The organism is Nocardioides ureilyticus (genome assembly GCF_051280745.1).
Lineage (GTDB): Bacteria > Actinomycetota > Actinomycetes > Propionibacteriales > Nocardioidaceae > Nocardioides.
In genome coordinates this window covers 174,333-193,168 of record NZ_JBNCOG010000001.1, presented here as the reverse complement: position 1 = coordinate 193,168, position 18,836 = coordinate 174,333, and the positions used below count along the sequence as shown (strand labels likewise).

18 protein-coding genes are annotated in these 18,836 nt (G+C 71.2%); 10 read left to right on the top strand and 8 right to left on the bottom strand.

Annotated features, from left to right (window positions below; translation table 11 throughout):
- Positions 1-20: 20 nt before the first annotated feature.
- Both ACSMHG_RS00970 and ACSMHG_RS00965 read left to right on the top strand, forming a co-directional pair.
- Positions 21-1,211 (top strand): carboxylate-amine ligase, encoded by a 1,191-nt coding sequence (locus ACSMHG_RS00970; RefSeq protein WP_435741460.1) that lies wholly within the window; start codon positions 21-23, stop codon positions 1,209-1,211.
- 29 nt (positions 1,212-1,240) lie between these two features.
- On the top strand, positions 1,241-2,704 hold the full coding sequence (locus tag ACSMHG_RS00965; protein ID WP_435741459.1) for a glutamate-cysteine ligase family protein: 1,464 nt from the start codon (positions 1,241-1,243) through the stop codon (positions 2,702-2,704).
- Between the two features lie 33 nt (positions 2,705-2,737).
- Here ACSMHG_RS00965 and ACSMHG_RS00960 read toward each other — a convergent pair whose 3' ends face one another.
- A complete protein-coding gene (locus ACSMHG_RS00960; RefSeq protein ID WP_435741458.1) occupies positions 2,738-3,178 on the bottom strand; it encodes a hypothetical protein in 441 nt (146 codons plus the stop codon).
- Positions 3,179-3,302: 124 nt separating this feature from the next.
- On the opposite strand from ACSMHG_RS00960, the gene ACSMHG_RS00955 reads away from it, so the two are divergent.
- Entirely contained in the window at positions 3,303-3,704 is a 402-nt protein-coding gene (locus tag ACSMHG_RS00955) for a universal stress protein (RefSeq protein ID WP_435741456.1), read from the top strand.
- Positions 3,705-3,774: 70 nt separating this feature from the next.
- Complete coding sequence (locus ACSMHG_RS00950) at positions 3,775-4,350, top strand: HhH-GPD-type base excision DNA repair protein (protein WP_435741455.1); 576 nt, start codon at positions 3,775-3,777, stop codon at positions 4,348-4,350.
- Positions 4,351-4,784: 434 nt separating this feature from the next.
- Here the strand turns inward: ACSMHG_RS00950 and ACSMHG_RS00945 are convergent, their stop codons facing one another.
- Complete coding sequence (locus ACSMHG_RS00945) at positions 4,785-5,621, bottom strand: hypothetical protein (RefSeq protein WP_435741454.1); 837 nt, start codon at positions 5,619-5,621, stop codon at positions 4,785-4,787.
- A 162-nt stretch (positions 5,622-5,783) separates the two neighbouring features.
- Here ACSMHG_RS00945 and ACSMHG_RS00940 point away from each other — a divergent pair, with 162 nt between their 5' ends.
- From ACSMHG_RS00940 to ACSMHG_RS00925, 4 genes are all read left to right on the top strand, one after another.
- The gene (locus tag ACSMHG_RS00940) at positions 5,784-6,065 is read left to right on the top strand and encodes an ArsR/SmtB family transcription factor (RefSeq protein WP_435741453.1); all 282 of its coding nucleotides are present in this window, start codon (positions 5,784-5,786) and stop codon (positions 6,063-6,065) included.
- Between the two features lie 2 nt (positions 6,066-6,067).
- A complete protein-coding gene (locus ACSMHG_RS00935) occupies positions 6,068-6,457 on the top strand; it encodes a VOC family protein (RefSeq protein ID WP_435741452.1) in 390 nt (129 codons plus the stop codon).
- Positions 6,458-6,542: 85 nt separating this feature from the next.
- Positions 6,543-6,746, top strand: coding sequence for a helix-turn-helix domain-containing protein (locus ACSMHG_RS00930; protein WP_435741451.1), 204 nt, complete (start codon positions 6,543-6,545; stop codon positions 6,744-6,746).
- A gap of 534 nt (positions 6,747-7,280) precedes the next feature.
- A complete protein-coding gene (locus ACSMHG_RS00925; RefSeq protein WP_435741449.1) occupies positions 7,281-8,738 on the top strand; it encodes an RNA polymerase sigma factor in 1,458 nt (485 codons plus the stop codon).
- 10 nt (positions 8,739-8,748) lie between these two features.
- Here ACSMHG_RS00925 and ACSMHG_RS00920 read toward each other — a convergent pair whose 3' ends face one another.
- Both ACSMHG_RS00920 and ACSMHG_RS00915 read right to left on the bottom strand, forming a co-directional pair.
- The gene (locus tag ACSMHG_RS00920) at positions 8,749-9,225 is read right to left on the bottom strand and encodes a DUF456 domain-containing protein (protein WP_435741448.1); all 477 of its coding nucleotides are present in this window, start codon (positions 9,223-9,225) and stop codon (positions 8,749-8,751) included.
- 104 nt (positions 9,226-9,329) lie between these two features.
- Positions 9,330-9,557, bottom strand: a complete 228-nt coding sequence (locus tag ACSMHG_RS00915) for a DUF7455 domain-containing protein (RefSeq protein ID WP_435741447.1) — start codon at positions 9,555-9,557, stop codon at positions 9,330-9,332.
- A gap of 391 nt (positions 9,558-9,948) precedes the next feature.
- Here ACSMHG_RS00915 and ACSMHG_RS00910 point away from each other — a divergent pair, with 391 nt between their 5' ends.
- Together ACSMHG_RS00910 and ACSMHG_RS00905 are read left to right on the top strand one after the other, a co-directional pair.
- Positions 9,949-12,012 carry a DNA gyrase/topoisomerase IV subunit B gene (locus ACSMHG_RS00910; protein WP_494338339.1) on the top strand — a complete coding sequence of 688 codons (2,064 nt, stop codon included), beginning with the start codon at positions 9,949-9,951 and terminating at the stop codon, positions 12,010-12,012.
- A gap of 81 nt (positions 12,013-12,093) precedes the next feature.
- Positions 12,094-12,339, top strand: a complete 246-nt coding sequence (locus tag ACSMHG_RS00905) for a hypothetical protein (protein WP_435741446.1) — start codon at positions 12,094-12,096, stop codon at positions 12,337-12,339.
- 912 nt (positions 12,340-13,251) lie between these two features.
- Here ACSMHG_RS00905 and ACSMHG_RS00900 read toward each other — a convergent pair.
- The 4 genes from ACSMHG_RS00900 to ACSMHG_RS00885 are packed head-to-tail and all read right to left on the bottom strand — an operon-like array spanning position 13,252 to position 18,810.
- Positions 13,252-13,767 (bottom strand): beta-class carbonic anhydrase, encoded by a 516-nt coding sequence (locus ACSMHG_RS00900; protein WP_435741445.1) that lies wholly within the window; start codon positions 13,765-13,767, stop codon positions 13,252-13,254.
- A 22-nt stretch (positions 13,768-13,789) separates the two neighbouring features.
- The gene (locus ACSMHG_RS00895) at positions 13,790-15,562 is read right to left on the bottom strand and encodes an MFS transporter (protein WP_435741444.1); all 1,773 of its coding nucleotides are present in this window, start codon (positions 15,560-15,562) and stop codon (positions 13,790-13,792) included.
- A 19-nt stretch (positions 15,563-15,581) separates the two neighbouring features.
- Positions 15,582-16,277, bottom strand: a complete 696-nt coding sequence (locus ACSMHG_RS00890; RefSeq protein WP_435741443.1) for an LppX_LprAFG lipoprotein — start codon at positions 16,275-16,277, stop codon at positions 15,582-15,584.
- Between the two features lie 4 nt (positions 16,278-16,281).
- Positions 16,282-18,810, bottom strand: a complete 2,529-nt coding sequence (locus ACSMHG_RS00885) for a DNA gyrase/topoisomerase IV subunit A (RefSeq protein ID WP_435741441.1) — start codon at positions 18,808-18,810, stop codon at positions 16,282-16,284.
- Positions 18,811-18,836: the final 26 nt, after the last annotated feature.

Here is an 18,836-nt window from a genome sequence, read left to right as displayed (position 1 = left end):
TACGTGGGTACCGCGCCGCCATGGTCACGACGGGGAACGTCCGGACGGTCGGCATCGAGGAGGAGCTGCTCCTCGTCGACTCCGAGAGCCGCACGACGTCCCCGCGCTCGCAGGCCGCCCTCAAGGCGCACCAGGACCGGCGGGGCACCGAGGACGAGCCGACCACCGCCGCCGACGATCTCGACCAGGAGCTCTTCCGCCACCAGCTGGAGACCCGCACCGACCCCGTGACCGACCTGGCCGACGCCCACGACCAGCTGCGCGCCGCGCGTCGCACGGCCGGTGAGGCGGCGCGGGCCGCCGGCGTCGCGGCCGTCGCCTGCGGGGTCGTCCCCTACGGCGACCTGGCGCCCCGGGTGAGCCCGGACGAGCGCTACCGCGCGATGCTCGACGTGTACGGCGACATCGCCCGCTCCGGAGGCACCTGCGGCATGCACGTGCACGTGGGCATCGACTCGGCCGAGGAGGGCGTGGGCGTCCTCGACCGGATCGGGCCGTGGCTGCCGGTCCTCCTCGCGGCCACGGCGAACTCTCCGTTCGCCGGTGGCCGCGACACGGGCTACGCCTCCTGGCGCAGCGAGGTCTGGGGCCGCTGGCCGAGCGCCGGGGTGACCGAGGAGTTCGGCTCGCCGGAGGGCTACGAGCGCGCCTGCCGCGACCTCGTGGCGACGGGCGCTGCCCGGGACGAGGGGATGCTGTACTTCGACGCCCGCCTCTCCACGGGACAGCCGACGGTCGAGGTGCGGGTCTTCGACGTCTGCACCGACCCGGCCGACGCCGTCCTCGTCGCCGCCCTCGTCCGGGGGCTGGTGTCCTGGGCGGCCGAGCGACACCGGGCCGGTGCGCCGGTGGACCGCCCCCGCGCGGAGCTGCTGCGAGCCGCCAAGTGGCGAGCGGCGCGCTACGGACTGACCGAGCGGCTCGTCGACCCGCGGGCGCCTGAGCTCCGACCGGCAGCCGAGGTCCTGGGCGGCCTGGTCGAGCTGACCCGACCGTGGCTGGAGCAGGCCGGGGACGTCGACCTCGTGACCGACGGCGTCCCCCGGGTGCTCCGGTCCGGGGGAGCGACGCGCCAGCGCGCCGCCTTCGAACGCGCCTGTGGAGCGCCCGACGGCCGGTCATCGGTCGACGACGCAGTCCGGGCTGTGGTCGACGACCTGGTCGCCCGGAGCGAGGGTGTCTGGAGCGCGGTGCGCCCCGATGGAGCATGAGGGCGTCGTGAGCAGGGAAGGAGTCCGGCATGGGTGAAGAGGTCGAGGCCCAGGAGTTCTCGCGGGGAGACCGGACGGAGTACCGGGAGAAGGTCCGGCGGTGCCTGGACGTCTTCGCCCGCATGCTCCGCGACGCCCGGTTCGACACCGACGACCCGATGACGGGTCTCGAGGTCGAGCTCAACCTCGTCGACGAGCACGGTGACCCGGCGCTGCGCAACGCCGAGGCACTCGAGGCGATCGCCGACCCGGACTTCCAAACCGAGCTGGGCCAGTTCAACGTCGAGATCAACATCCCCCCGGCGCACCTGCACGGGGACGGGCTCGCCACCTTCGAGCGCAACCTGCGCCGCAGCCTCAACGACGCCGAGGAGAGGTCGGCGGCGGTCGGGGCGCACATGGTGATGATCGGCATCCTGCCGACCCTCGTCGACGGCCACCTCGACGACGCCAGCCTGAGCCCGAACCCCCGGTACCGCCTGCTCAGCGAGCAGATCCTCGCCGCCCGGGGCGAGGCCATCACCATCGACATCGCGGGCCGCGACCAGCTCCGGACCACGGCGGACTCGATTGTCCCCGAGGCGGCCTGCACCAGCACCCAGCTCCACGTGCAGACCTCGCCCGCCCAGTTCGCCGCGTACTGGAACGCCTCCCAGGCCATCTCGGGGGTCCAGCTGGCCCTGGGCGCCAACTCGCCCTACCTCCTGGGCAAGGAGCTGTGGCGGGAGACCCGGATCCCCCTGTTCGAGCAGGCCACCGACACCCGCAGCGAGGAGCTCAAGGTCCAGGGCGTGCGGCCGCGGGTCTGGTTCGGCGAGCGGTGGATCACCTCCGTCTTCGACTTGTTCGAGGAGAACGTCCGGTACTTCCCCGCGCTGCTCCCGGTGACCGACGAGGAGGACCCGCTCGCGGTCCTCGAGGGCGGCGGGACCCCGAACCTCGCCGAGCTCCGGCTGCACAACGGCACGGTCTACCGCTGGAACCGCCCGGTCTACGACATCGCCGGGGGAGTGCCGCACCTGCGGGTGGAGAACCGCGTCCTCGCGGCCGGGCCCACGGTCGCCGACACGATGGCCAACGCCGCGTTCTACTTCGGGCTGGTGCGCCACCTCGCGGAGAGCGAACGGCCGCTGTGGTCGCAGATGTCGTTCAGCGCGGCGGAGGAGAACTTCCACGCGGCGGCCCGGCACGGCATCGATGCCCAGGTCTACTGGCCGGGCGTCGGCGAGGTCCGGGCGACCGAGCTCGTCCTGCGCCGGCTGCTGCCGATGGCGCGGGCCGGGCTCGAGGAGTGGGGCGTGGCGGCGGAGGAGTCCGACCGGTTGCTCGGGATCATCGAGCAGCGGTGCCTGCAGCACGTCAACGGTGCCGAGTGGTTCGCGCGTCGCATGCACGACCGCGGCGACGAGGACCGGTGGGACGCCCTGCGCGCCACCTTGCTGGAGTACCGCGAGCGGATGCACACCAACGAGCCGGTCCACACCTGGGACTGACCTTCCGGCGTGCCGCGGGTGGCCACCCGGTGCTCACCGGCGCCGCAGCCGCTGCCACGTGCGTTCCGTGCCGGTCAACGGATCCCGCCACCCCTTCCGGTTCGCCACGACGAGCACCAGCGGCACCCCCGCCTCGGCGAAGGCCGCGCGCGCAGCGGCGGCCCACTGCACGTCGACGTCCTGGAGGTCCAGGGGGCCGGGCCGGGTGAGCCACACCAGCGGCGCTCGGGCGGGCTCGGCACGCCGTACGGCGGCGAGCAGGGCGGCGACCACGTCGGTGCGAAGCCCGTGGTCGGTGCGGTCCTCGGGCCGCACGGCGAGGAGCCGTTCGGGGCCACCGGGCACGCCCACGTGCAGCACCGGTGGGTGCACCCGTCGCCGCTCGGCGAGCGCGTGCTCGAGCACCGCCCGCCGCAGCAGGCGGGCGAGCTCGCGGGGGAGGGGCTCGGTGAGCCCCGGTCCGGCGGCGTGCATGCCGCCACCCTCTCGCGGGCGGCGCCGACCGGTTCCCGCTCCTCCACAGGAGCCGCTGACGAGCCATCGGCTAGCGTGCAGAGCGAAGCAGGGCAGACGGAGCGACAGGGAGCGAGGAAGCAGCATGGGAACCGTGGTGGTGGGCTACGTGCCGACGCCCGAGGGCGAAGCCGCGCTGGCGCGGGCCATCGACGAGGCCCGGCTGCGGGACAGCACCCTGGTGATCGTCAGCTCGCACCGTGGCGGGCAGGGCTACGACCGTTCCGCCGCCGACAAGGCCGATGCCGATCTCGCGGCGGTGGAGACCCGCCTGGCGGGCACGGGCGTGTCGTACGAGGTGCGTCAGCTGGTCCGCGGGCTCGCACCCGCCGAGGACGTGGTCGGTGTCGCCGAGGAGATCGCCGCGGACCTGATCGTCATCGGGCTCCGCCGGCGCTCGCCGGTGGGCAAGCTGGTCCTCGGCAGCAACGCCCAGCGCCTGCTCCTCGACGCCCCCTGCCCGGTGCTGGCCGTCAAGGCCGACTGAGCCGGCCGACCGACCCCGCCGACCGACGGGGGCGAGACCGAGCCACCCCGGCTGCGGCAGGATGGGCTTCATGGGTCTCAACATCACCGGTGATCCGGCTGCGGACAAGGTGCTCGACGAGTCACCGTTCGCCCTCTTGGCGGGGATGATGCTCGACCAGCAGTACCCGATGGAGCACGCGTTCCGTGGGCCGGCGAAGGTGCTCGACCGGTTCGGGACCCTCGAGCCGGCGCGGATCGCAGCAGCGGACCCGGAGCAGTTCGCCGCGCTGTGCGCCACTCCGCCCGCCATCCACCGGTTCCCCGGCTCCATGGCCGCCCGGCTGCAGGCGCTGGCGGCCCTGGTCGAGGAGGAGTGCGGCGGCGACGCCTCGCGTCTGTGGACCGAGGCGCAGACGGGCAAGGAGCTGCTCCGGCGGGTCCAGGCGCTGCCGGGCTTCGGCAAGCAGAAGGCGCAGATCTTCGTGGCCCTGCTGGCCAAGCAGCTCGACGTGCGCCCGGACGGCTGGGAGGCCGCGGTCGGCGACTACAGCAAGCCCGGGCACCGCTCCGTCGCCGACGTCGTCGACGCCGACTCGCTGCAGAAGGTCCGCGACTTCAAGAAGGCGGCGAAGGCCGAGAAGGCCGCTGCGCGGGCATCGGGCTAGACCCCCGAACCCACCGCCGGGCACGGATGCGACTACAGCGCCAAGATCAGCTGCAGCCCGGGCGAGCAGAAGTGAACGCAACGCCGACGTCGGTGGTCACCAGGGATACCGCGGCGCCGCCTGCGGCCGGCAGGTTGGCGTCACCTCAGGCCAGCGTTGTCAGCGGTGCGACGAAGCCGTCACCGGGTCATCGGGAGGGCCTGAAGCCAGCGAAGCGGGCTCGCCAGCTCAACGCGACCGGCGGCGCTCCGCCCAGTACGTCCCCCCGGCTGCGGCGGCGCCTGAGGCAACCGCAACGGCCAATGCGCCAGCTGGTTTGAAGCGGTCGAGCTCGCCGAAGACGGCGCTCACCAGAAGAGGGAACAGAAACACAACGGCGGTGACGAGCACGCCGCTCGCCACTGGTCCGAGTCGGCGGCGAGCTTCCATCAACGTCACCATACGTCGAGCGCCCTGAGCCAGAAGCAACCCAGTCCTGCGGAGCCGACCGCAGTCGCGGCCCCGCCAGAGTAGAACGCAATGACTGCTGTCCCACCGCAGGCAAGCGCCACCCGCGTCGGCTCCTTCAGTGCCTTGACCTTCGACAAGTCTCTCTTGCACGAGGCCTCCGCGCCGGGCGCTACGCAGTCGAGCGCGTTGATGAAACCGTCCCACCAACCATCGGCGCTGACCCTCGCGGTGCTTCCTGACTGCTTGCCGGTGTAGCCCTTCTTTCTCGCTTTGGCGAGGATCATCCTTTTAGTGGCCTTGGGGAACCCGGCCTTCTTGACGGTCCTGCCGAGCTTTCCGGCTTTGAACAGCTTCCGCAGTTTCTTGGCGGTTGGGCAGGGGCGGCCGTCCGCCATGACGCATCGAGTGGAAACGTCATCGACCTCCTCCTTCGCAGCGGCTGGCGAGGCATCACGGTACGAGGTCGTTGCGCCGGCCGGGATTGCCAGCAGGGCGGCGACGAGCGCTGCCAGAACGAGCGCGACGGCGCTTCGGCGAATCAGCATGGTGGGTCCCGAGAGTGAGTTCCAATTTACGTTGACGTTGCCCACCTCCCCGCCCGAACACGGTTCAAAACCCTCGCCGCGTTCGCTGAAGCTCTCCCGCGCGCCCAGCTCGCCCAGTACGAATGCACGTTCAACATTCGCATGTCGGTGGCGAGCAACGCAGGCGCCGCCGCAGTCGCCGCCGCGTTCGGCGCCGAGCGCGCTCGCGAGGTGCGCGACCTCGTCGGCGCAAGCCGACGACTGGAGCGCGTTGAGGCGACCATCCGCCACGAGCACCGCGAGGACCGCAGGTCGAACAAGCAGCTTGGCCTCTCGCCACGGTCGACCTTCAGGCTCCACCGGGTTTTCACAGCGGTCACTCGACGACGTGGCGGACTTTAAACCACCCGCTGCGCGATCGTTGACATGCAAGTGACAACTTGCCTAGTTTGGTGACCCATGGGAGACGTTTACAAGGCGTTGGCGGATCCCACCCGGCGCACGATCCTCGATGAGCTCAGTACGCGCGACGGTCAGACCCTCTTCGAGCTCTGCGGGCGCCTGACCACCAACCACGGGATCGGCTCGTCCCGGCAGGCGACGTCGCAGCACCTCGACGTGCTGGAGGCTGCGGGACTGATCGAAACCCGCCGCGAGGGTCGTTACAAGTTCCACTACATCAGCACCACCCCGCTGGCCGAGATCGGCGAGCGGTGGCTCAAGCCTGCGAGTGAGGAGTGAACATGAGGATCACCTACGCAAGCATGCTCGTCGACGACCAGGACAAGGCCCTGCGGTTCTACACCGACACCCTCGGCTTCACGCTCAAGCACGACATACCGATGAGTGAGGCCCGGTGGATCACCGTGGTGTCACCGCAGGATCTAGAGGGCACCGAGCTGGTGCTCGAACCCGACGGACATCCAGCCGCCAAACCGTTCAAAGACGCTCTCGTGGCCGATGGCATCCCCTTCACGGCTTTCGTCGTCGATGACGTTGCGGCCGAGTTCGGACGACTGCGCGGTCTCGGTGTGCGGTTCACGCAAGAGCCCACCGAGATGGGGCCGGTCACCACCGCGGTGCTCGACGACACGTGCGGCAACCTCGTCCAGATCCAGAGCGGCACCGGTTGAGGGGCTGCTGCAATTACTGAGCCGGACTCCGATCCTTGGCAACTCTCACGGGGGTGAGCATCGCGTGCCGGTTGCCGGACGAATGATGACTGGCCCGTCGTTTCCCTTCATCGCGGCGGACCGCACTCGGGCGGCCGAGGCATGCGGGCTCGGCGTCACCACGCTCGACGCGGCGGTGAAGTCCTCCGAGCTGACTGCGCACTACGTCGGCGACAAGCCGATCTTCCGCGCGGTCGACCTGGACGAGTGGATCCGGTCGCTGCCGACCGGGTCCTCGGCGCGAGGCTGACCGATGCGGGGGCGCTCCTTTCATCCCCGTCTGTTCTCCCAGTAGCGCGCGCTGCCTTCGGTCTGACCGGGTATGCCTGCCCTCGTTCCCTTGGGGCCAAGCGGGGCGCTTGCCGGGAAGCATGGGCGTCTCCGCTCGGTGCGGTGGAGACGATGTGGGTGGCGATGATCTGTGTGGTGCGATGCAGACATCGACCGCTGGGCCCGTGAGAAGGGTCGGCTCTGGTCCGCGGACAGTCCGCAAGACGGTCGCGGACGTTCAACGCGCTCAACCGGTCGGATCAGCGTTTCCCCAGGTAGATCGGGGGAGGGCTCCGACAGTTCCCGTTCGCCAACGCACGGGCCCACACGAAGGCCACGAAGGCGCAGAAGGCCGCAGCGCGGGCATCGGGCTAGACCCCCGACCCGCCGCCGGGCACGGATGCGACGTGCTCAGGGGCGCCGTGGCAGAATGAACCCGCGGCTCTTGACGTGTGCGGGCCTTGCCGCGCCCCAGAGTCGGCCCGACATTGCTCCACAGCCAGTTCGACGAGAGGTGTACGTGTCCTCGACCGCGCGCAAGATCCCTGCCGAGGTGCTCTCGCACCCAGCCGTCACGGCCCTCATCGAGCGGGGTAAGCCGTCGGGCAGCCTGAGCCCGGACGACGTCCGTCAGGCGAGTGAGGACGCGGCCGTCGAGCCGCGGCACCTCAAGTCGCTGCTCGCCCACCTGAGCTCGCTCGGGATCTCCGTCGATGTCAGCACCGGCGCCGCGCGTGCTGTGGCGGCGACGACGGCCCGCAAGACCACCACCGCGAAGACGGCCAAGAAGGCGCCCGCGAAGAAGGCGGCCGCCAAGAAGGCGCCGGCGAAGAAGGCCGCCGCGGAGGCGCCCGCCGCCGACGACCCGGCCGCCGCGGCTCCCACGCTCGGCCCCGACGGCAAGAAGATCCTCCCGGACCTGCCGGACGAGCAGTTCGAGAAGGACGTCGCGCAGGACCCCACGATCAAGGCCGACGAGGAGGAGGCCACGGCCACCTCGACCTTCGTGGTCTCCTCGGCCGACGACACCGACGAGCCGGCCCAGCAGGTCATGGTCGCCGGCGCCACCGCGGACCCGGTCAAGGACTACCTGAAGCAGATCGGCAAGGTGCCCCTCCTCAACGCCGAGATGGAGGTCGAGCTCGCCAAGCGGATCGAGGCGGGCCTCTTCTCGGAGGAGAAGCTGGCCAAGGGCGGGAAGATCACGCCCAAGCTCCAGGAGGAGCTGGAGTGGATCGCCGAGGACGGCCGCCGCGCCAAGAACCACCTCCTCGAGGCCAACCTGCGCCTCGTCGTCTCGCTGGCCAAGCGCTACACCGGTCGCGGCATGCTCTTCCTGGACCTCATCCAGGAGGGCAACCTGGGCCTGATCCGTGCGGTCGAGAAGTTCGACTACACCAAGGGCTACAAGTTCTCGACGTACGCCACGTGGTGGATCCGCCAGGCGATCACCCGCGCGATGGCCGACCAGGCGCGCACCATCCGCATCCCGGTGCACATGGTCGAGGTCATCAACAAGCTCGCCCGCGTCCAGCGCCAGATGCTCCAGGACCTGGGCCGCGAGCCCACGCCGGAGGAGCTGGCCAAGGAGCTCGACATGACCCCCGAGAAGGTCATCGAGGTCCAGAAGTACGGCCGCGAGCCCATCTCGCTCCACACGCCCCTCGGCGAGGACGGCGACAGCGAGTTCGGTGACCTCATCGAGGACTCCGAGGCGATCGTGCCCGCCGACGCGGTGTCGTTCACCCTGCTGCAGGAGCAGCTGCACGCCGTCCTGGACACGCTCTCGGAGCGCGAGGCGGGCGTGGTGAGCATGCGGTTCGGGCTCACCGACGGCCAGCCCAAGACCCTGGACGAGATCGGCAAGGTCTACGGCGTCACGCGCGAGCGGATCCGGCAGATCGAGTCGAAGACGATGTCGAAGCTGCGGCACCCGTCGCGCTCGCAGGTCCTGCGCGACTACCTGGACTGAGCGAGCCGGCTCAGGTGGCCGCCACGCCCGCCAGCCAGAGGCCGGCGGCGAGCAGCACCGCGACCAGCTCGATCAGGATGCTCAGCCCGACCGCCCGCAGGGCATGCCGGCTCGAGGGCCAGGCGGCCGCTGCGCCGACCCGTCGGTGCTCGGCCAGGTAGACGCCGAGCACGAAGCCGAGGAACAGCCCCACCACGGGTACGACGAAGAACCCGATCACCCCCAGGCCCGCTCCGGCCCACGTGGTGCTCGCGGGGATCCCGGCGTTCTGCAGGCGCCGACCGGGGACGGCGTACTTGACCACCGTGCCGAGGGCGAGCACGGCCACGACGAGGGCGAGCACCGTCCACGACCTCGCGGTGCCCACGTCGAAGGCCCAGACGAGCACGGCGCCACCGACGAGGGCCGTGCCCGGCAGCAGCGGCACGACCACGCCGATGATGCCGACGACGATCGCCACCCCGACCAGGACCTCCAGCAGGCTCACGGTGAGGACCCTGCCACGTGCCGAAATGGCCGACGGCCCCGGACAGGCGTCCGGGGCCGTCGGCGACGGGTGTGTGGTGTCGGTGTCAGTAAGTCAAGGGGTGGTCAGGACTCGTCGGTGGCGATCGCGGAGGTGCCGGAGAGCTTGTGGGTCTCGTCGACGACGTTCGCCGCGATCTCCTTGAGCTTCTCGCCGTGCTCGCGTGCGTGGTGGGCGCAGAACAGCAGTTCTCCACCCGTCTGGAGCTCCACACGGAGGTAGGCCTGGGCTCCGCAGCGGTCACAGCGGTCCGCGGCGGTCAGCGGGGCGCTGGGGGCAACGGCAGTGGTCACATCGGCCTCATTTCTTCTGTCTCGGTGTCCTGCTCAACGTAGGTACCGGCTTCAGGATTCCCGTACCCGCGTGGTGCCTGACACGTCGATCCCATCACGGACAGTGTTGCCCGTTCACGGGGTTTCCATGCTCTGGACCGGCGGTCCCGTCGCACGTTCACCCATCTGGGTAACGACTGGTCCTCCCAAGTGTGACGCCTGCCTGGTTGGAACGGTCGTGAATCGGCGGGGTGTCGGTGGATCGTTCCCGCATCGTGAGGTCGTCGTCCGTGGGCGCAGGCGCCGTCAGGGGCGTGCCTGCGCGGGACCGCGGTCCGTCGCGGGTAGATTCGGCGGTGCGACCCGGCCCCGTCGGGACGTCTGGTCCACACCGCCGCGCAGGAGCCCCACCATCGCCGACAACACCTACAACGCCGCTCATCTCCTGGTCCTCGAGGGCCTCGAGGCGGTCCGCAAGCGACCCGGGATGTACATCGGCTCGACCGACACCCGTGGCCTCATGCACTGCCTGTGGGAGATCATCGACAACGGCGTCGACGAGGCGCTCGGTGGCCACGCCCGTCGGGTCGAGGTGGTCCTGCACCCCGACGGCTCCGCGGAGGTGCACGACGACGGCCGCGGGATCCCGACGGACAAGGAGCCCAAGACCGGGCTCCCCGGAGTCGAGGTCGTGGCCACCAAGCTGCACGCCGGCGGGAAGTTCGGCGGCGGGTCCTACGTCGCCACCGGCGGCCTCCACGGCGTCGGCCTCTCGGTCGTCAACGCGCTGTCCACGCGCATGGACATCGACGTCGAGCGCGCGCCCGCGGCCCAAGGGCTCTCGTTCCGCCGGGGCGTGCCCGGGGTCTTCGCGAGCGAGGCCCCGGACGCCGACTTCGAGCCGCGCTCCGGGCTGACGCGCAAGGGCGGCCGCGTCGCCAAGGGCCGTAGCGGCACCCGGATCCGGTTCTGGCCGGACCGCCAGATCTTCACCAAGGACGCCGGCTTCGTCTACGACGAGCTGGTCACTCGTGCGCGGCAGACCTCGTTCATCGTCCCCGGGCTTGAGCTGGCGATCCGCGACCTGCGGGGCGACGAGCCGGTCGAGGAGAGCTTCCGCCACGACGGCGGCATCGCCGAGTTCGCCGACTTCCTCGCCTCCGACGAGCCGGTCACGAGCGTGCTGCGGCTCCAGGGGGCGGACACCTTCACCGAGACGGTGCCGCTGCTCGACGACAAGGGGCACATGACCCCGCAGGAGGTCGAGCGCGAGCTGACCGTCGACATCGCGGTCCGGTGGGGGACCGGCTACGACACCGAGGTGCGCTCGTTCGTCAACGTGATCGCCACGCCCAAGGGCGGCACCCACGTCAGCGGGTTCGAGCAGGCGCTCACCAAGACCTTCAACGACGTCATGCGTGCGACCAAGGCGCTGAAGGTCAACGACGCCGACGTCGTCAAGGAGGACGTGCTCGAGGGCATGACGGCGGTCGTCACCGTCCGGTTGGCCGAGCCGCAGTTCGAGGGGCAGACCAAGGAGATCCTCGGCACGCCCGCCGCGCGCACCGTCGTACGCCGGGTGGTCGCCGCGGAGCTGAAGAGGTTCCTGACCTCCACCAAGCGCGACGAGAAGGCCCAGGCCAAGCTCGTCATGGAGAAGGTCGTCGGCGCCTCCAAGACGCGCATCGCGGCCCGCCAGCACAAGGAGACCCAGCGCCGGAAGAACGCGCTGGAGTCCTCTGCCCTGCCCTCGAAGCTCGCCGACTGCCGGGCCGCGGACAACGAGCGCACCGAGCTCTTCATCGTGGAGGGTGACTCGGCCCTCGGCACGGCGAAGCTGGCGCGGAACTCGGAGTTCCAGGCGCTGCTGCCCATCCGCGGGAAGATCCTCAACGTCCAGAAGGCGTCGGTCGGGGACATGTTGAAGAACACCGAGTGCGCCTCGATCATCCAGGTCGTCGGCGCCGGCTCGGGCCGGACCTTCGACCTCGACGCCGCGCGCTACGGCCGGATCATCTTCATGGCCGACGCGGACTCCGACGGCGCGCACATCCGGTGCCTGCTGGCCACGCTCTTCTTCAAGTACATGCCGGACCTGATCCGCGAGGGCCGGGTCTTCTCCGCGGTGCCGCCGCTGCACCGGATCGAGATCTCCAACCCGCGCAAGGGGCAGGAGAAGTACGTCTACACCTACTCCGACGACGAGCTGCAGCGGAAGCTCGCGGAGCTGAAGAAGAAGAACGTGAAGTGGAAGGACCCGGTCCAGCGCTACAAGGGCCTGGGCGAGATGGACGCCGACCAGCTGGCCGAGACCACGATGGACCCGCGCCACCGCACGCTGCGCCGGATCACCGTCGACGACGCCGACGCCGCCTCGCGGATCTTCGAGCTGCTGATGGGCTCGGAGGTCGCGCCCCGCAAGGAGTTCATCGTGGCCAACGGAGGCCAGCTCTCCCTCGAGGACATCGACGCATGAACCGGGCCGACCCCTACCGCGAGATCGGGTCGGCTCTCGTGGTCTTGGAGAACGCGTCCTCAGCAGAGGACAAGGCGCTGGATGCCTGAGCAGCTGGGCACCGTCGCCGGCGCGGCTGTCGCCACGATCGTCGCGCTGAGCGTGCTCTACACCGTCGTCCGGTTCGCCGTCCGCGACGGGTACGTCGACGCGCAGCGCCGGCTCGAGCGGACGTCGGGGCCGCGCGGCGTCTCAGACCAGCTGGTCAGTTCACTTCCCACCCCAGGGCGTGTCGAGCGTTTCTCCCGAACACCATTGAGAACCTTTCTCGACCCAGCTGTTCCATGAGAGATGGAACTCGAGCTCCACCAGCGCCCGTGTGGTTCCGTCCTCTCGGAGGATCGCGTAGGTCGCTTCTGCGCTGCTCGCCTCGAGGGCCCGGGCAGTCTCTCCTGCCGCGGGATATGTCGCTGCCAGAGACACCGCCGTGGCATGCGCCGGAGGCTCCGTGAAGTGCTCCGGTATCCGTCTGATGGTCGACACGCCGTCAGGGCACCTGAGCTCGCCGATCCGGACGGGTGCAGGAGACCCGTTCGCTGTTGCAGGATCCTGTCCGGTCTCGGAGTCCCCGCCGGCTGTGAGCCAGAGGGGCCACGCGGCCGCAGCGACCAGCGTCACGCCGGTTGCGCTCCAGATGCGCCGCGCTCGATGCTGGCGCCGGGCCAAGAGTGCCGCCGTGGGGGCGGGGCCCGCGGGGAACGACATCATCGCCTCGTTGACCCGTCGGTCCTCAACCACGTCGCTCATCCCTGCCGCCCAGGCAGGATCATCATCGTCGAACGCCAGGAGCGGCACCCGGAGGGGGCCGAGCCGCGTCGATGCTGCTGCACGACGTCCTCGGCCCCGGCGGTGGGACGCCCCCAGCGGGTAGGCGGCGCGAACCAGAGGGACCCAGCGGGCGGCAACGTGCTCATCGAAGTCGCTGTCATGGTTCACCGTCTGACGGCCCTCAACGTGCTCACATGGGTTAGAGGGGCGCAGGTGCGATTTGGTTCCATCGGATGACAGATGGGCAAGCCGGACCGTGGTCCGAGTCTGTCCGCGACCGGTACGTCGACGGCCGTCACCGCCACGACGCTCGTTCGATTGAACGATCGGGGTGGCCCTTGGCACCGGTAACACGGCGTGTCGCCACCACAACCGCGCAACTGAACGATTCGGGTGGCCCAGCGGGGAGGCGGACGCGGCGACCGCCCCGCCTCAGACGAGCTGGGTGAGGCGTCCGGAGTCGACGTCGTAGAGGAACCCGCCGACCTTGACGGTCTCGGGGATCAGCGGGTGCGAGGTGACCTTGTGCACGTCCTCGGCGAGGGCGGCCTGCTGGTCGGCGACGACGTGGAAGGTCTGCCACGTCGCGTCCTGACCCGCCGAGGCCGCCACGCGCTCGCGCAGCTGCTCCTCGGTGTTGGACGCCACCGCGCAGCGGGTGTGCGGGACGACCAGGATCCGGTCGACGTTGAGCAGGTGCGCGCCCAGGACGAGGGCCTCGAGCGCCTGCGGCGTGACGCGGCCGCCGGGGTTGCGGAAGATCTTGGCGTCGCCCGGCTTGAGGCCGAGCATGCCGAGCGGGTCGATCCTGGAGTCCATGCAGGTCACGATGGCGACGCCGGCATGGGCGACGCCGTCGAAGCCGGCGAGGTCGAAGTCCTGCGCGAAGCGCTCGTTGGCGGCCAGGAGGTCGCCGAAGTCTCCCTGGGAGTCGTCGTGGTCAGCCATGGACCGGAACCTAGCGGAGCGCTCAACCCACGCTGCGCAGGGCCTCCGTCGGCGAGACGGCCTTGGTGGGCGCACCCCGGAACAGCAGCAGCGCCAGCCCTGCCGCGATCACCGCGCAGACCGCGGCCCCCGCGAAGACGGCGTGCTCCTGGGGGATGCCGGCGGCGGCGATGAGGTCGGAGTACGCCGGGCAGCGGGTGCGGTCGCCACAGACCTCCCGGGCGGTGGGCAGCGGGTTCTCCTCCAGGCCGGCGTAGTAGCGCCGCAGGCCGATCGCGGTGAGCGCGGAGATGCCGACGAGCATCCCGACCATCCGGGACACCACCACCATCGCGCTGGCCACCCCGTGGACCGCCGGCTCGGTGCTCGCGAGCACGGCTGCGTTGACCGGTGCCAGCGCGAGGCCGAAGCCGAAGCCGCACACGACCAGCGTGAGGTCTGCGGAGAGCTGTTCGAGGCTGTCGACGCCCCACTGGGTCATGAGGGCGAAGCCCAGGGCGGCCAGCAGCATGCCGCCGGCGGTGATCAGCCCGGAGCTGACCCGGCGGGTGAGCCAGCCGCCCACGACCGCGCCGATCGGCAGGGCGACGAGGAACCGCAGCAGCACCAGGGCCGCCATCAGCTGGGAGTCGCGGTGGACCGTCGTGCGGGCGAAGAGCGGGATGTCGATGAGGGCGGCGATCAGCGCGGCGCCGACGAAGAAGCTGACCAGCACCGCGCCCCAGGCGGGCATCCGGCGCAGGGCGCCGGCCGGCAGCAGCGGCGCCGGGCTGCGGCGTACGTGGACGACGAACGCGACGGTGGCCACGGCCGCGCCCAGGAGGTACCACAGCCCCTGGTCGGAGAAGACCTGCACCTTGGGGTCGGCGGTCGCGAAGGCCAGGATCACGCCGCCGAGCGCCACGGCGAGCAGGAGCGCGCCGACGAGGTCGGCGTCCCGGCTGCTGCGCCACCAGCCGCGGAGGTCCACGAGCGGGCGGCGGGCCGTCGCGCAGCGGAGCACGAAGAGCGCCGCGGCCCCGATGGCGACCAGCCCCACCGGCGTGAGCCAGCGGCCGTCGCCGGCGTAGGGGATGAAGAGCTGGCCCCAGGTGAGGTCGCGCAGCAGCTGGCTGGGGCGCAGGAACACGAGTCCGCCGGCGACCAGGGCCAGCACCGCGAGGGCGGCGCCGAGCAGGTCCGGGACCCGGCGGCGGGCGAGCCTGGGCCGGAGCGGCTCGGCCATCGACGGTGGTTCGAGCGAGGCGAGACGGATCGCTGCGGCGAGGACGAGGCCGACGGCGAGGTTGAGCAGGAAGATCGCCCGCCAGTCGGCGACGGCGAGCACCACGGCGCCGAGCAGCGGACCCACCACGCTGCCGAGCTCCTGGACGGCGGAGACGATCCCCAGCGGGACGCCCCGGCGCTCGGTCGGGTAGAGGTCGGCCACGAGCGCCAAGGTCGCGGGCACCAGGCCGCCGCCGCCGACGCCCTGCAGGAAGCGGCCGGTCACCATGCTCGGCAGGTCGTACGCCGCGGCGGTGATGAGCGAGCCGAGGGCGAAGACGACCAGCGCGGCGACGAGCACCGGGGTGCGGCCGCGCAGGTCGGCGATCCGGCCGATGAGCGGCAGCATCGCGACGTAGCCCAGGAGGAACCCCGAGATGATCGGGGCCGCGCGTTGGAGCTGCTCGACCGAGATGCCGGCGCCGGCCATCATGTCCGGCAGCGCCAGCACGACGACGTAGGTGTCGGCGGCCGCGAAGGCCACCGCGACCGACGCCAGCGCCAGGAGCAGGCGCGGCGAGCGGGTCACGGGCGGCTCAGGGCGCGGGTCACGGCGCGGTGATCTCCTGCTCGGTGCCGTACTGGTCGAAGTCGATGGTGTAGGTCATCGACGGCGAGTCGGCGTAGAAGGTGCCGGTGAGCTCCGCCGAGCGCAGCTCGCCGTCGGAGGTGACCGTGTAGGTCGCGTCGAAGTCGCCCGAGGCGCTCGGGATGACGTTCTTGACGGCGGTGTCGGGGACCGTCCCGGTGACCTCGGTGAGGACCTCCTCGTTGTTCTCCCCGCCGCGCACGGTCTCGCCCTCCTCGACGTCGGTCGTCGCGCCGAGGAGCGAGGAGAAGCCGGTCTCCGGGTCCACCAGGTCGGCGGGGTCCGGTGCGCCGTACTCGCCAGGCTCGATCTCCTGCCACCCGGGCGTGAGCGGCACCTGGGCGTAGACCGTGTCGTCCACCGCGACGACCGGGACCTCGACCTGCTGGCCGAGGAGGTTCACCGTGATCGACCCCTCGAACGCCGGGGCCCGGGTCGCGACGCCGGCGGCGTCGACGATGCCGGTGACCCCGTCGGGGAGGTCGTCGGTCGCGAGGGAGATGAAGACCCCGCTCGTCTCGTCGAGCGTCGTCGCCGCCTCCGTGAGGAGCTCCTCGGGGCTCCGGTCCTCTGCTCCCGGATCGGCGTCGTCGCCGGAGCAGCCGGCGACCAGGAGCAGCGGGAGGAGGAGCGGTGCGAGGGCGCGGCGCAGCATGTCGTCAGCCTTCCACAGGTCCGGTTGCCGTGTCGCTCGCCGTGTCGCTCGCGGCGCCGGTCGTGGGGTCGGTGAGTCCGACGCGGGCGGCGACCGGCCCGGCACAGGCGGCGATGGGCTGGGTGCCGGGCAGGCCGGACCCGTCGCGGCGTCCGGTGGCGGGTGGGAGCTCGACGGGTGCGCCGCTGTCGGCGGCGGCACGGGCGGGCGCCGTGCCCGCCCAGGCGAAGACCAGCGCGTCCTCGCCCTTGAGGAAGCGGTGGCAGCGCACGCCGCCGGTCGCGCGCCCCTTGGGCGGGTACTCGCTGAAGGGCGTGACCTTCACCGCGCCGGGCTCGGTGCCCGGCAGGGCGGTGGAGGAGCCGGACGACGTCACCACCACCGAGCCGTCCGCGGCGTCGGCGTCGACGGCGCCGAACCACAGCACCGTGGCGCCGGCCGCGAGCCGGACGCCCGCGATGCCGCCGCCCGAGCGGCCCTGGGGCCGGACGCCGTCGGCGCCGAAGTGCAGCAGCTGGGCGTCGGTGGTGATGAAGCACAGCTCCTCGTCACCCGTGGCCAGCTCGACCGCCCCGACGACCTCGTCGCCCTCGGCGAGCCGGATGACCTCCCAGTCGTCGCGGCCGAGCACCTCGGGGTTGACCCGCTTGACCACGCCGAGCCGGGTGCCGAGCGCGAGGCCGGGGCCGTCGGTCGCCAGCGTGCACAGGCCCAGCAGGCGCTCCCCGGCCTCGAGCGCGAGGATCTCGCTGACCGGCAGGCCGCCGGCGAGGTGCGGGTCGTTGGCGGTGCCGGGCAGCTGCGGGAGCTCGAGGACGCCGATCCGGACCAGCCGGCCGGTGCTCGTCAGGCCGCCCACCTCGCCGCGCGCGGTGGCCGGGACCGCCGAGACGACCACGTCGTGGTTGGTCCGGTCGCCGCCCCGGCCCGGCGCCTCGGCGGTGGCGGTGCGGGCGAGCAGCCCGCTGGAGGACAGGTAGACCAGGCACGGGTCGTCGGCGACCTCGAGCGACACGGTCGTGGCCACCGGCGCGCCGGCAGACTCCAGCAGCACGGTGCGGCGTGGGGTGCCGTAGGTCTTGGCCACCTCGGCGAGCTCGTCGGAGACCACGGTGCGCAGCAGCGACTCGTCGGCGAGGATCGCGTCGAGCTCCTCGATCGTCCGGCGCAGCTCGTCGGCCTCCTTCTCCAGCTCGATCTTCGAGAACCGGGTCAGCCGGCGCAGCTGCATCTCCAGGATGTAGCTGGCCTGGGCCTCGCTCAGCTCGAAGACGTCGATCAGCCGGGTCCGTGCCTGCTCGGCGTTGTCGCTGGAGCGGATCAGCTGGATGACCTCGTCGATGTCGAGGATCGCGATCAGCAGGCCCTCCACGAGGTGCAGTCGGTCGGCGGCCTTGCCCCGGCGGAACGTCGTGCGGCGGCGGACCACGTCGTACCGGTGCGCCAGGAAGACCTCGAGCATCTCCTTGAGCCCCAGGGTCCGGGGCTGGCCCTCCACGAGAGCGACGTTGTTGATGCCGAAGGTGTCCTCCATCGGCGTGAGGCGGTAGAGCTGCTCGAGCAGGGCCTCCGGGACGAAGCCGTTCTTGACCTCGATGACCAGCCGCAGGCCGTGCTCGCGGTCGGTGAGGTCCTTGATGTCGGAGATGCCCTGCAGCTTCTTGGCCTGCACCAGGGTCTTGATCCGCTCGACGACCTTCTCCGTCCCGACGCCGTAGGGCAGCTCGGTCACGACGATGCCCTTGCGGCGGGCGGTCACGCTCTCCACGCGGGCGCTCGCGCGCATCCGGAAGGTGCCGCGACCGGTCTCGTAGGCGTCGCGGATGCCGTCGAGGCCGACGATCTTGCCGCCGGTGGGCAGGTCCGGCCCCGGGATGAAGCGCATCAGGTCGTCGACCCCGGCCGACGGGTGCTTGATGAGGTGCCGCAGGGCCTGGACCACCTCGACCAGGTTGTGGGGCGCGCAGTTGGTGGCCATGCCGACCGCGATGCCGGTGGTGCCGTTGACCACCAGGTTGGGGATCGCGGCGGGAAGCACCGACGGCTCCATCTCCCGGCTGTCGTAGTTGGGCCGGAAGTCGACGGTGTCCTCGTCGATCGAGGCCGTCATCGCCACCGCGGCGGGCGCCATCCGCGCCTCGGTGTACCGCATGGCCGCGGGCGAGTCGTCGGGCGAGCCGAAGTTGCCGTGCCCGTCGATGAACGGCAGCCGCATCGACCAGGGCTGGGCCATCCGCACCATGGCGTCGTAGATCGCTCCGTCGCCGTGCGGGTGGAGCTTGCCCATCACGTCACCCACGACGCGCGCGCTCTTGACGTGGCCGCGGTCGGGGCGCAGCCCCATCTCGTCCATCGTGTAGAGGATCCGGCGCTGCACCGGCTTCAACCCGTCACGGGCGTCCGGCAGGGCCCGGGAGTAGATGACCGAGTAGGCGTACTCCAGGAACGACGACTCCATCTCCTGCTTGATGTCGGTGTCGAGGATGTGCTCCTCGAAGTCCTCGGGGGGCGGAGCGGGAGTACGGCGTGCCATGGGGCCATTCTCCCCGGCGGACCGAC

What these genes read in the sequence shown, in the direction of transcription:
- ACSMHG_RS00930 (WP_435741451.1), top strand. Translation starts at nt 6,543, where the DNA reads ATGACTGGCCCGTCGTTTCCCTTCATCGCGGCGGACCGCACTCGGGCG.
- ACSMHG_RS00885 (WP_435741441.1), bottom strand. Translation starts at nt 18,810, where the DNA reads ATGGCACGCCGTACTCCCGCTCCGCCCCCCGAGGACTTCGAGGAGCAC.
- ACSMHG_RS00970 (WP_435741460.1), top strand. Translation starts at nt 21, where the DNA reads ATGGTCACGACGGGGAACGTCCGGACGGTCGGCATCGAGGAGGAGCTG.
- ACSMHG_RS00935 (WP_435741452.1), top strand. Translation starts at nt 6,068, where the DNA reads ATGAGGATCACCTACGCAAGCATGCTCGTCGACGACCAGGACAAGGCC.
- ACSMHG_RS00965 (WP_435741459.1), top strand. Translation starts at nt 1,241, where the DNA reads ATGGGTGAAGAGGTCGAGGCCCAGGAGTTCTCGCGGGGAGACCGGACG.
- ACSMHG_RS00960 (WP_435741458.1), bottom strand. Translation starts at nt 3,178, where the DNA reads ATGCACGCCGCCGGACCGGGGCTCACCGAGCCCCTCCCCCGCGAGCTC.
- ACSMHG_RS00940 (WP_435741453.1), top strand. Translation starts at nt 5,784, where the DNA reads ATGGGAGACGTTTACAAGGCGTTGGCGGATCCCACCCGGCGCACGATC.
- ACSMHG_RS00950 (WP_435741455.1), top strand. Translation starts at nt 3,775, where the DNA reads ATGGGTCTCAACATCACCGGTGATCCGGCTGCGGACAAGGTGCTCGAC.
- ACSMHG_RS00900 (WP_435741445.1), bottom strand. Translation starts at nt 13,767, where the DNA reads ATGGCTGACCACGACGACTCCCAGGGAGACTTCGGCGACCTCCTGGCC.
- ACSMHG_RS00905 (WP_435741446.1), top strand. Translation starts at nt 12,094, where the DNA reads ATGCCTGAGCAGCTGGGCACCGTCGCCGGCGCGGCTGTCGCCACGATC.
- ACSMHG_RS00890 (WP_435741443.1), bottom strand. Translation starts at nt 16,277, where the DNA reads ATGCTGCGCCGCGCCCTCGCACCGCTCCTCCTCCCGCTGCTCCTGGTC.
- ACSMHG_RS00955 (WP_435741456.1), top strand. Translation starts at nt 3,303, where the DNA reads ATGGGAACCGTGGTGGTGGGCTACGTGCCGACGCCCGAGGGCGAAGCC.